Raw genomic sequence first — 12,983 nt, forward strand, 5'->3', positions numbered from 1 at the left:
ATTTGTTTAATTAATAAAGGCGTCCCCACCATCGATCTTGGTCTGTCCGCCACCGAGATGATTGGCAGGGGATGAAAGATCAATTCCTTTGGTACCGACAACTCCGATTCCTTCCCCACTGATTCCAATTATTTTACCGCTAAGGATGATGGTACCATCAGATTTCAGTGTAATGGAGCTTGCTCCGGTTTTAATGGTAACGTTAGTATCGCATTCTAAAGAAATATTACCTGCATTATCCATAGAAAAAACGGAATTGGCACCTCCACCATCTTTACCTCCTACATTAATGACATTCTTACTTCCCGTGTTTACTGTATTGTTATTACCAACTTTTACTGTTTTATCATTATTAGCATTCGTTGTAGCATTCCCTGCCCCATCAAACTTCATATTAGCCCCTCCCTGATCCGTTAAGAATACTGAACCTGCACCATCATCTAATTCCAGTTTATTTCCGCTTCTGCTGCTCAAGCTTTTGATATTATTTCCGGCGCCACCGCCACCGCCGACTCCACCATGGAACATTCCTCCCATAACGAAAGGACGATCGGGATGCTGATGAACGAAATTCACGACAACCTGGTCTCCAACTTCTGGAATAGCCATAAAGCCTCGATTTTTACTCACTTTTTCACTTCCTCCACCATCAGGAGTCATTACGCGAATGAATTCCGTGGTTGTAGATCCATTTTGCCAGTCGAATTGTACCTGTACACGTCCCTGATTCAGTGGATCTGTATTAGAGATTACTTTGGCAAATTGAGCCTCTGCTTTTGGCTGCTGAAATTCTGGACGCGGAATAAATCCGGTGTCTGAAGCAATAGCATCAAAGCTACCCGTGTAATATCCTCTGGCATCCACTTCATGACTGACCTCAATGATCATTAATTTAGTGAAATAAGAGGTTTGATTACTATCTGTTTTACGCATTTCAATATCTGCAACACATCCAGGATATAGAAACGGAACACTTGTAATTCCTGAAGTAATGAATACATCAGAGGCTTTACTTCCTGCAGTTCCTTTTTGAGATGCATCAATATCCATAAATGAAGCTGCTTTAATAGGAGCTACTCTTAAAGAGGGTGTTGTAAAAGTCTTTTCAGAAATTTCATATGCTCTTTTAGCAATGTCTGAACTATGGTTTATTTTTGAACTACCTGTAGTAAGTTTTTCATTCTTGCTGCTGTTATACCCATAAAAAGTTGGGTTAACGTGTTGAGCCTTCATTCTGATTTTTATATCACTGACACTGCTGCCATAAGTCAATTTTACAGGTTGCTCCTGAGGGGGTAGCTTTCCGAAATGAAGTACTTCTCCATCATAATAGAACTGTTCGCCATAAGCTTCAGCCATTCTTGCCAGATAATTATAATGCGTTTCTTCGTATTGGGAGCTGTAAGAAACATTTCCATGCTGGGAATCTACTCTGAAATCAAATTTATTCTGTCCCAGGCCTTCTTTGATAACCTGATCAGCAATACTGTTTAAACTAATTTCCTTAGCACCTCCAAAGCTTTGAATATGTGGTGCCGCATCTAAAAGAAAACTAGGGCTTGATCCCGTAAGTACAACATTGCCCAGACTGCCTTTTTCCTGACTAAAGCCAACTTCAGTGATGACACCTATAAAACTTCTTTCAGGGCCATCTTCTACGTCTTTGTATTTGAAAACTACTGTAATCCTCTTTCCCAGAAAATTCTGAGCTTCTTCAAGATTATGATTTTCCGGATTACCTAATGTATCATGAGCCAGCATCAAATCGAATTCATGATGCTTTACGGCACTTTGTTTTAACTTAAAGTGTTTGAAATGCTTTACGATTTTCCCCTCAATTATTATGTCAAGTTTAACCACACGGTTAATACCCATGATTTGACTTTCAGGAATAGCACCTGCATTATGTATTTTAGAAGTGGGTTGTTTATTCCATACCTTATCTTCTACGATGGAAGGTGCATTCGGTTGCATCACCTGGTTCATAAAAAGGTTGGAGACATTCTGGGCTGCACTTGAATAAGCTTGTGCCTGCGACAGTTTTTGAGTTACTTTCTGAACTTTACCTTTTGTTTTCTCCTGTACTTTTTCACTAGCTTTTTGTATTGCCTGTGTTTTAACTGCATCTCCTAATTGTTCAGAAGGAGCTTTTACATTTTTGGAAGATGGTATTTTTGACGATTTATCATCATTAAACATAACCTTAGTATTTTGGGTTTAGTGGCTGGTACGATAAACATAATTATCCGATTATTATTTAGATAATTTTCTCATTTTATCTATTATAAAAACTATAAATACTTAATTAATAAGTACATATAGGAAATAAATAGAGTAAGATGTCTCAAAATGAAAAAACAGAATAGTGAACTTTTGTGAGTAAACTATTCTGTACCAATTTTATTTTTACTAAGATGATCGGGTTATTTAGCTCCTGGCCAAACACCTTCATAGATACCATTGCCATAATGGATCGTTTCTGCGCTTACGATAAAGCTGATCAACATACTGTTCTCATCAACTGCATCGAAGTCTACTTCGTGCTGGATAACATATCCGTTCTCCCACTTTAAAGTGATCAGTGTTCCTTCTTCGTGAGATTTGTTGAATGTTACTTCTCCAGTTGTTGGTTTGTATTTTCCGTTTAATAAGCTTTCTAAGATGTCAGATTTCTCTGTAGCTTCAATGGTTAATTTGATGATCGCATTTGATGGATCTGATGCTACACGTCCGGAAACGTCTGTAGATCTTGATACGCTATAGTTAAGCTTTAATAATTTTTGATCTTCGCCTCCGTTGAATTTTAAGATTCCTCTTGAATTTGCTGCCATGATTTGTAAATTTTAATCGTTAATATTTTGTGATGTGGTGTTGATTATGAAACAAATCTATACCCTTTATTTCGAACTCAAAAGTTTTCTAACATCAATTTGAGTTTTTGTAGTAATTCTACGATTTGATGTAGTAATTCTACGACTCTGGAAATAAAAATAAACACAAGTTACTGATTAACAATAAATTAAATTACAAAACAACAGGAAAAAACATAGCTGGAGGTATTAATTATCCGCAAAAATTCTGGATAATATCTTTATTTCGTCGTTTTATTTCCTTCTTTTATAGAACGAGTAAGTATCTTATTTTTCTTGAGTAAAAAGTCTGGCATCAGATCTACCGGTAAATATAATATGCTTTCACCACTTCGTTGAAGTTCGTCCATTATTCCGGGATTCCACGCCAGGATTTTATCAATATCTACATCAAGTTCATCAGCAACAATACTCAAATCAAATCCTGCATTGATATCCGTTTCAGCTAGAGAAGCTGCAACCTTGTTTTGTCCGGTCCCATTGATAAAGACTGCATTCATCCGGGAATTGTTATAATCACCTAATACACTTTGCAGCTCACCGGTCGCATAGCATGCATTTAAATATTTTTTTACATGATTAACGGTCTCTTCTGGCAGGAATTTACTGAAAATATGATATTGTGAAGATCCGGCAGCATCCATTGCTCTTGAAATATTGCCTTCACCACAGTTGTAGGCAGCAACAACCGTTACCCAATTGTTATATTTCTTATATAATTTGCCCAGCGAGATTACTGCTGTTTTAGTACTTCTGTACAGATCTGATCGGCTTTGCTCAGAAAGCCCGTATTGATTCGCGTGAGCAGTCATAAACTGCCAGACACCCACTGCTCCGGCCCCTGAAACTTGCTTTCTGTCAAAACCTGATTCAATCAATGCCAGGTTTCTTAAGTGTCTTGGCAATCCTCTTTGAGAGAGTGAATATTCTATAAATTCAACTATTTCTTTATTTGAATTAATGACACTTTTATATCTTCTCACACTGTTCTCGGAAGTATCTGACGCAGATAGAAACTGCCCATTCACAAAATGAACGGATGTCATCAATAATAGTCCCGTAGCAATGTGTTTGAAATTAAATTTCATCCTACAATTTGATTATTAATATTTTCATTATAAAATTAAAAAAAATAAAAGCACTCTAGAATGCTCTTATCTTTTAAATATTATACTACATTCCAGCTTAGTTTCTCTTCTTTAGTATTCCAATCTACATGAATGGTTTGTCCTGATTTTACTTCTTCCCGGACAATCATTTTTGAGATCGGTCTCGCCAGTTGAGCACGGATAACTCCAGAAATCTGTCTTGCTCCATATTTACTGCTAAATCCTCCCAAAGCAAGATTTTTAACCGCTTCATCACTTATTTTAAGTGTCATACCCAATCTCATCAATGAGGCATGGAGTGATTTCAACTGAATATTAAAGATTCTTTCAGCGATAGATTCTGTAATCGGTGCAAAAGGAATAATTTCAGTAATTCTGGCTAAAAATTCAGGTCTGAATCTTCCCGAATTAGACATGATCTGCATTAATGATGAAGACTCGGGGACTTTGCCTTCTTCAAACTGCTTTACAATCTCCTCACTTCCTATATTGGACGTGAATAATATTAAAGCATTGCTAAAGTCTCCTTCTTTTCCAAGTTTATCATGAACTTTCCCTTCATCCATGATCTGAAGGAATACGTCAAAAACAGAATGATGTGCTTTTTCAATTTCGTCAAATAAAACTACGGTATATGGCTGTTGTCGAATTTTATTGACCAACATACCACCCTCTTCATACCCAACGTATCCTGGAGGCGCTCCATATAGGAGTGCCGCTGAATGTTCTTCTTTAAATTCTGACATATCAAAACGAACCATCGCTTTTTCATCATTGAAAAGAAGTTCAGCCATTGATTTCGCCAGCTCTGTTTTCCCTGTTCCTGTTGGCCCCAGTAAGAAGAAAGATCCTATCGGCTGTCCTGGTTTATTAAGTCCGCTTCGGTTCTCAACAATTGCATCTGAAAGTATTTTTAAGGCATGATCCTGTCCTACAACACGATTTAATAAGAGAGATTCCATATTCAGAAGCTTCTCTTTTTCCTGAGCCTGGATTTTACCAATAGGAATATTGGTCTTAGCAGCCATTACCGCTGCAAGCTCAAGCCTGTCAACCTTCTCTCTTTTCTTAGATGCATGTTGAAGCAACTCAGCGTATGTATCATCAATGATCTTTTTAATCTGATCTACCGGCATTGAATTATCAATAGCAGGTTGTTCGCTCAAAGATCCCCATAAAATAGGACTGATCTTATCTCTCAATAAATTATACGTCCAGATCAGTTCATCTGCCTGATCTTTAGCATCTGTGTACTCCTCTTTTAAAATGGTTTCATAACTTTCTTTCCAGCTTTCCAGTTCTTTTTCTGAAAGTTCATCAAGCATTTTAATAGCAGCCATTGTTCTGTCCAGAAGATCAATCGCAGCATCAGGTAATTTCTTCCCTTTAGCATATCGTTTTGCTAAGCGCACACATTCCGGAATAGCTGTTTTCTCAACTTCAATATTATGGTGCTTTTTGTAACCATCCAGCAAAACATCAATCATTTTGACGCATGTCTTCTCATCCGGTTCGTTTACGGTCAGCACTTCAAAACGTCTGTTGAAAGCCTGTTCCGGCTCAATAATTTTTCTGTATTCTTCCTGAGTCGTTGCTCCGATAACTGTAATTTCTCCTCTTGCCAATTCAGGTTTTAAGAGATTAGCAACATTTCCGATGCTTCCTTTTGGATCTAGCAGGGTATGAATTTCATCAATAAACAAAATAGCTTTCTCTATTTTTTTACACTCATTAATTACTTTTTTCAGACGGTCTTCAATTTCTCCCTTATAAGAAGTTCCCGCCAATAGCGCTCCGGTATCCAGTTCTAATAAGGTTCCATTTTTAAGCATATCAGGAACGTTACCTTTGGTGATCTCAATAGCAAAACCTTCTACTAAAGCAGTTTTACCAACTCCAGGCTCACCAATGATAATTACATTAGGCTTACTTCGGCGACAAAGAATTTCCACAAGCATTCTTAGTTCTTTATCTCTTCCGATAATATTTTCCAGTGTTCCCTGTCTTGCTTGAGCAGTCCTGTCGACACAGTAATTTTTAATGGATGGAAAAGAAGCTTCAGAAAAGTCGGACGTATTGGAAAAAAGTGAAGAAAACTCACCATTTTCTGAGGTACTGAAAGGGGTATCTTTTCTGTAAAGATTGAGTATCTCATGCTCTCTTAATGGCAAAGACTTCAACTGTTGTAACGAGAATGCAACCTGAGGTTTTACAATGGCAGTTAGTATACAGATCGGGGTAATCTCATCCAACCCTAATTTTAGCCTGATATCATCAGCTTCTTCCGTGATCTGATCAACATGCTCATCCTGTCCTACTTCATCAGGAAGATGGGTTGTTTTCGGATAGTCCTCGATTCGCACATCCGCCCACTCATAAAAATATCCGGGGTCTTTATCTATATTTCTCAAAAACTCATTAAGCCCGATATCTTTATGCATCAAAGCCTGTAAAAGATGTGGTCCGCCATAAGTGGCATTATAATTTTCTCTTGCTATAGATTGTGCAATATGAAAAAGCTGTTTTACTGTCTCGTTGGTTACTAGTACTCCCATTGATAATTTTCTTATTAATATGTGTTGTGTGTTTTGTGTAAATAATTCTATTTCCCACCAATTGTGGTCCAGTGTCGGTTATTTTTCTAAAATAGAAAAGCTTTGAATTTATTTTGCGATAGTTATACTCCTATTATGATTGCCTCTTCACAGTTCTGTGAGGGGCTGTAGGATAAACTGTATATGTTAGGGCGTAATTGACATAATTTCGTGATTCTGGTGAGGTTTAAAGGTAAAAAAAAATATCCAATCAGATTGTTTTTCGTTAAAAGTATTATTTTACCAAAATTTTATACATATCTGATCTACCCCAATGCATAACTCAGGCAAAAAAGACTGCCTTTTGATGGACAGTCTCTTTTTCTATGAATGTGGATTAAAATGTGTCGTTTTGAATTAGCTTGGCCATAAACCGTCAAAAGCAGCAAGACCATAATTGATTGTCTCAGCGCTTACTACAAAACTGATCAGCATACTGTTTTCATCTACTGCATCAAAGTCTACTTCATGCTGGATTACATACCCATTCTCCCACTTCAAAGTAATCAAGGTTCCTTCTTCGTGAGATTTGTTGAATGTAACTTCTCCGGTTGTTGGTTTGTATTTCCCGTTCAGTAGGCTTTCAAGAATATCAGATTTTTCTGTAGCTTCTACGGTTATTTTTATAAGGGCATTTGATGGATCGGATGCTACTCTTCCAGATACGTCTGTAGATCTGGAAACACTGTAGTTAAGTTTTAATAATTTTTGACCTTCGCCTCCGTTAAATTTTAAAATGCCTCTTGAATTCGCTGCCATGATGTAAATTTTTATCGTTAATAGTATTTTTAACTCCGTGAATGTGAAACAAAGATAACCACCCGATTTCTTACATAAAAGCTTTTAAATAAATTTCTGATTTTTTGTAGTAGTTCTACGATTTATCACAATTGCTATAAGATTATAACATCTAATTTTTCCTTTGACAGAAGTGGTTTTCATTATTTTTAAAATATTGAAATTGTAGAGATATAGATAGCTGTTTTTTCTTTCTGTTACAAAAAAAGAGGCGGAAATAAATTTCCGCCTCGTGATCTATTATGATTGATTAATGCTTTGTATACTCCGGCTCTTCAACAGGAAGCATTGTTGGCATAAAATATTCGTTTAGCCAATAGAATGTTTGTCCGTTTTGTTGAATTTTCACTGCTGGATTATTTCTGTGAGTAAGCATTCTTTCAGCTAAATCTTTATAGTTTAAGAAGTACTTTCTAACTGTTTCATTTAAAACAATTTTAGATTTCTTCCAACCTTTAAGCTTATACTTTGACATGAGCTCTTCTTCAGAATTATCAAAACCAGTGGTTACCCCTACTGCATAAGACATTGGCTGTTCATACAAATCTCCTTTGTCTAAGAATTTCGTAGTTGGATTATACTTTTTAAGAAGCTTAACATATTCTTTAATCGCTTTTGACTGATTAAAATCTGCCCTTTCTGCACCTGTCTTTAAATAAACTTCTTTATAGAAAGCTTTAAGGTTATCATATTCTGTTTCAGAAATTAAAATACCTTTTTCAAGACCTGGCTGATACTCTTTAAGCTCTTTTGGAATATATCCCTTTACCAAAAACGGACTTCCGTAATTGATAAGCTGAGCGGCAATTCCTGCAGGAACCGGGTTGGTAAGTCCTGTATATAAATATTTATACTTGTAGTCTACATCTGTTTTTCCAGCTCCTACAGAAGAGTGGAAATACTCATTCAGAGAATTGTCGATTGTTGAATTATCAAGAGTTACCTGAGAAATTAAACTATCTACAGATTTTTTCAAATACCCTGGTGTCGCTATATCACCTTTTTTAGGAAAAATTACAAATCCCTGTGACATACTTTGCTTTGGATAATCCAGTGAGAAAAACCCTTCATCACCTTCTACAAGATTAAAGTTATTTCTTGTTAATACATCATTTTGATTGATGATCTTTTGCTTTTTGAGTTCAGCAATATTTTTTGCGGTATTGGACACTACATTCTGACCTAGCAATACGAAATCATTGTAAGTGTCTGAAGATCTCGAACTGGTCTGGAACATAATTAATCTTGCCTGTGCCTGTGTAAGGGAATTGATAACGCCATACATATTCCCGCTCTGATTAGCAGATGTCCCTACGGTTATCACAATATTGGTTTCATCAGGAACATTTGAAAGAAGGTTTCCTGCCGCCATCAGCCCTTCACTAACAGGTTGATAACCGCTATTAGTAGGACAATTCATTTCATTAATCTTCTGATCAATAAAGGTTGTTATTTTACTATAATCAGTACTTAAATTAGATACCGCTACATTATCCCCACATGTATTGTTTTTGTATAAAACAACTCCATACTTTACAGTATTGAAATAAGAAGGTTTCTCAAATCTAAGCTGTAAATCCTGTAATAAAGATTTTACAATCGGAGTATATGGAGCATTTGGCCCACTGATATCTACTGCAAATACGATATTGATTCTTTTATTTCTCTCCGTAATCTCACGGTAACGATCAAAATAAATAGGTTCACCAAGTACGTTGAAGATATAGTTTTTGCTATAATCTAAAATATTGGTAAAATATTTAGTTTTTGAATCTGGAGTTGGAGCATCCTTTAAAGCTAATTTAACAGGATAAATATTTTCAAGGGGTGTTCTTTTATTAACATCTGTAAGAAGAACCGCTGTTCTGTTTACGGCATCATTTCCTCCCGGAGCTCCTTCATGTAAACCTAAAGCAGTTTCTGTAACACCCGTTGTATTTTTCATTTTCACTGCAGAACGCTCGCCCCACGCGGATATTACATTCGAACTTACCCATCCGTATAATCCTGTACTGATGCTATCCAAATCAATATTTGGTTTTTTTCCTACCAAAAATCTTTTGTTATTCTCAGCCTGCTTGTAAACATATACTATTTGCCCGTTAGGAATCTTCACATTAGCGTTTTCAATTAAGCTAGGAGAATTGAAAACCATGATAGAATCATTTTTATAGTACCTCTCTGCACTTCTGATTACATCACTGTTGCTTGGAACGACAGCAACCCTTACCGGATAACCTGTCCTTTCGTCTTTTAATGAACTGTTCCACAACAAAAGTTCAGATTCAGGAATCCAGCCATAAGTTTTGATAGATTTTGATGACACCTTCTTCATAAGTGCATCCGGAATATATTCCGCCACTTTTACCATGCCGTCTCTATGTTTCAAAACCATTAAAGGCTCCAGGAACTTAACTTCTTTATATGATTTTTCATCATTTTTATCGAGATAAGCAGTATTTCTTGATCTATCCGAAATGGCAATCCATGGAACAGATTTTCTCGAATAACCATTAACTACCGGGGAATTATCAATTTGCCCGTATTGCGTCGGCTCTGGAGTTTTCTTTGACGGTAATTTTACCTGACAACTGGTCAATAAAAATGAAACTCCGATATAATATGCTGCTAGAGGAAATTTATTTCTCATCCTAATTTTCTTTTATGATTTGGTGTACCCAACAATGGGTTATAGTTATTTGCTTTGGTTAATATCAACTTTGGTAACACAATTCTGTGTATCATCAAAATTAACTTTTACAGTCTGAATAACAGTATTTCTTTCAAACTGAAGTCCCGCACAGTACATGTAAAAATTATTTACTTTGCTATCATTTACTTTTACCACCGTATTTTCGTTGTTACAAAGATATTTCTGAAGTAAATAATTATAGTGTGAATTGAAGCTATTCCCATTGGCTATTTGCTGTAAATGGTATTTAAAATCATTATCGATCTTAGCATATGCATCTTCTACACTTACATCCTGATCATTCAATGCATCATAAGAAGGATTGATTCTGATACGGTGTATAATTGGCTCAATGCTCTCGTCCGTGTATAAAGTAACAATATAATCCCCTGGTTCCTTATAGGAATAGATAGCCAATTTGTCTTTAGAGTCAGTCGTTCCACTTTCTCCAAATTTCCAGCTAAACTGTTTTGCATCAGAGATCGCACGAAACTGTACGTTTTCGAATTGCATTGCCTGCAATGGAGCCTCTATTGTTGTTTTAACCGTTGCAGTGTCTTTTGCTTTCTGAAGAGCTCTTGCAGAAACCAATACCGGGAAGGATTTAGAGTATTTGTTATCAATAATGAGGGTCACCGGATAGTATCCTGGTTTATTGTAGAAGTGAATCCCACTGCTTTTCTCAGAAGTTGTTCCGTCTCCGAAGTTCCATTTTTTGCTTTTTGCAAATTGTGTTTTATCTTCAAATACCAGCGTATCTCCTACACTTATGGTAGATGGATACACAACCCCTACAATATCATCCGCAGAATGAATGACCTTTTTCTGCAGCCATAGTGCAACAAGAGCCGCAATTAGCAATGTCGCTATAACACCGATAATAATGTTCTTTTTGTTTTTTTGAAAATAATTCATAGTTATAATGTGATGTGATTTGTTGAAAATGATTTTTCCGTTTATTGAGTTCTTTCCTTTAATGCATTTTGTCGCTCAAATACGCGGTTTTTAGTTTCTTTAAGACCAATCAGGCAATCCTGATATTGTTTTTGAAAGAGTTTTATATCTTCCGTAGTTCTTGAAATGATTTTTTTATCTTCAAAGTACATTTTATAAAACTGGGCAATCTGTGGATAAGCATCTTTTCTGATGTCTATAAAATCAGGTCCAAAAGTATTATTAATATCATTGATCCCTGTCTGAATAGAATTTTCTACAAAAGGCTCTGTAGTTTCATCCGTCAGTCTGCTGATCTGAGTGAATGTACTATCTTGTAAGCGTTGCGTTAATTTTCGTTGTTGATCAAACTTTGCTTTCTGTTCAAGCTTTTGAATAGCAATGATATCATCTTCAGAAAATGGTGATTTAAATCTTTTTAGAAAAATGATCCCTAAAAATATAAGTGCGGCTAAAAGCATTAAAATCAAATAAACAAATTGATATTGCTTTTCTTTTTTGGATAATGTGATGTGTCCTTGCATAACTTTATCTTTTTCTTCGACTTCCTGTGAACTTTCTGGTAGGATCTACTTTAAGTACGTTTTCCATACTTCCAACTTTACCCATACATCCATTGACATCTCTTATTGCAATTTTTTTCTTGTTGGAAACTTCTACAATATGATTTTTCAAAGTCAGCATTGGGGCTATTTGTTTCATAAGGACAGAATAGTGCTTAAAATTATCCGCACTATCTTTACCCATAATATTCTTGGCATTATTTACGTTGTCAATAATATCATTCCTCAGAAAAATATCATTTTCTACTCTATTCAGCCTGCTCATTCTGCTAAAGATGGTATCTACCTGGACTCTTAATATATCACTTCGGCCCAGCAGCTCTCTGTAGGCTTCGGCATCCCGGCTAACTCCATCTGTTTGCGCATCGTAACTTTTAAAAAAGAAAAAGACACTGGTAAAAGAAACAGCAGCTAAAACGACAAAGGACAGAACAAATTTCCAAATGCCTACCCTGACGTCCGATCGATTTAATTTTCTTTCTCTATTTGAAGACATAGATTGTGATTTATTTGGGTCTGTGAAAGTATAAAAAAAAAAATTCTTGCACAATATCTAACTTTTATGTGATATAGAAACTAGTTTTCGATTTAAATTAAGATTAATTTTAACTTTAATAAGTTTTTATTAATTTAGACCCCTAAATTTAACTATCACAGGCCAAATCGATATTAAATATTAAAGTGAGTAAAATATTAACTAATACTGTGCGATTCTCAATAGCTGACAGTGATTTTTATTTCAAAAAAATACTGGTAAAAACGCTTTTGGAAAGTCCATTTTACATGCTCCTCAACGACTGTAATAATGGGCACGAACTCGTAAACAGAATCTATAGAAGACAGGAAGATGTCTTTATCATCGAACTTTTCATGCCGGTTTTAAGCGGAATTGAAGCCATAAAGTATATCCGAAAAAGCAATTCGGAGACTCCTATTATTACCTATTCAGGAACCTATCAGGAAGATATGGCGGAAATCCTATCTAAAATTCCCAATCTATATTATTGTGAGAAAAAAAGCAATGTGATCCGGGATATTATAAAAGGACAGATCGTATCCAATACGTTTAATTATGAAGCCTACTCCAAAGAATGGGAACAACAGCCTCTTGCCGTGATGGAGTATATGGACCGACAAAAAAAAAGCCAGGAAGAACTTTCATCTACAGAAATACAACTGATGAAATTCTGCTACGAAGGCTTTAGTAATAAGGAAATCGGAGAGAAACTAAATCTAAGTACGAGAACCATTGACACCTATATTAACAGGCTTACAGAGAAATTGGGATTGAAGACAAAACTTCATCTTATCCGCTTTTGTGTAGAAAATGGATATTACAATTCCAGTATGTAAAAAACATAATTTTGCATTATTCATATAGAGTAAATGTAAAATCCTCAATC

General features: G+C 35.8%; 10 protein-coding genes. 1 reads left to right on the forward strand and 9 read right to left on the reverse strand.

All coding sequences use genetic code 11. The annotated features are described in order from the left end of the window. Positions 1–6: 6 nt before the first annotated feature. From JHL15_RS05210 to tssO (JHL15_RS05250), 9 genes are all read right to left on the reverse strand, one after another. On the reverse strand, positions 7–2,199 hold the full coding sequence (locus JHL15_RS05210) for a type VI secretion system Vgr family protein (protein ID WP_200243893.1): 2,193 nt from the start codon (positions 2,197–2,199) through the stop codon (positions 7–9). Between the two features lie 224 nt (positions 2,200–2,423). After that, positions 2,424–2,831 (reverse strand): type VI secretion system tube protein TssD, encoded by a 408-nt coding sequence (gene tssD, locus JHL15_RS05215; RefSeq protein ID WP_200243895.1) that lies wholly within the window; start codon positions 2,829–2,831, stop codon positions 2,424–2,426. Positions 2,832–3,091: 260 nt separating this feature from the next. Further along, positions 3,092–3,958 carry a lytic transglycosylase domain-containing protein gene (locus JHL15_RS05220; RefSeq protein WP_200243905.1) on the reverse strand — a complete coding sequence of 289 codons (867 nt, stop codon included), beginning with the start codon at positions 3,956–3,958 and terminating at the stop codon, positions 3,092–3,094. An 80-nt stretch (positions 3,959–4,038) separates the two neighbouring features. Beyond that, entirely contained in the window at positions 4,039–6,534 is a 2,496-nt protein-coding gene (locus JHL15_RS05225; RefSeq protein WP_200243906.1) for an ATP-dependent Clp protease ATP-binding subunit, read from the reverse strand. A 396-nt stretch (positions 6,535–6,930) separates the two neighbouring features. Next, complete coding sequence (gene tssD / locus JHL15_RS05230) at positions 6,931–7,332, reverse strand: type VI secretion system tube protein TssD (protein WP_200243907.1); 402 nt, start codon at positions 7,330–7,332, stop codon at positions 6,931–6,933. Between the two features lie 289 nt (positions 7,333–7,621). Then, entirely contained in the window at positions 7,622–10,021 is a 2,400-nt protein-coding gene (tssR, locus tag JHL15_RS05235) for a type VI secretion system protein TssR domain-containing protein (RefSeq protein ID WP_200243908.1), read from the reverse strand. Positions 10,022–10,066: 45 nt separating this feature from the next. Beyond that, a complete protein-coding gene (locus tag JHL15_RS05240; RefSeq protein ID WP_200243909.1) occupies positions 10,067–10,978 on the reverse strand; it encodes a PKD domain-containing protein in 912 nt (303 codons plus the stop codon). 41 nt (positions 10,979–11,019) lie between these two features. Further along, positions 11,020–11,541, reverse strand: coding sequence for a type VI secretion system TssO (gene tssO, locus JHL15_RS05245; protein WP_200243911.1), 522 nt, complete (start codon positions 11,539–11,541; stop codon positions 11,020–11,022). A gap of 4 nt (positions 11,542–11,545) precedes the next feature. Continuing rightward, positions 11,546–12,076 carry a type VI secretion system TssO gene (tssO, locus tag JHL15_RS05250; protein WP_200243913.1) on the reverse strand — a complete coding sequence of 177 codons (531 nt, stop codon included), beginning with the start codon at positions 12,074–12,076 and terminating at the stop codon, positions 11,546–11,548. 185 nt (positions 12,077–12,261) lie between these two features. On the opposite strand from tssO (JHL15_RS05250), the gene JHL15_RS05255 reads away from it, so the two are divergent. Further along, positions 12,262–12,933, forward strand: a complete 672-nt coding sequence (locus JHL15_RS05255) for a LuxR C-terminal-related transcriptional regulator (RefSeq protein ID WP_200243914.1) — start codon at positions 12,262–12,264, stop codon at positions 12,931–12,933. Positions 12,934–12,983: the final 50 nt, after the last annotated feature.

It is taken from the genome of Chryseobacterium paridis (assembly GCF_016595215.1).
GTDB classification, from domain to species: Bacteria; Bacteroidota; Bacteroidia; order Flavobacteriales; family Weeksellaceae; genus Chryseobacterium; species Chryseobacterium paridis.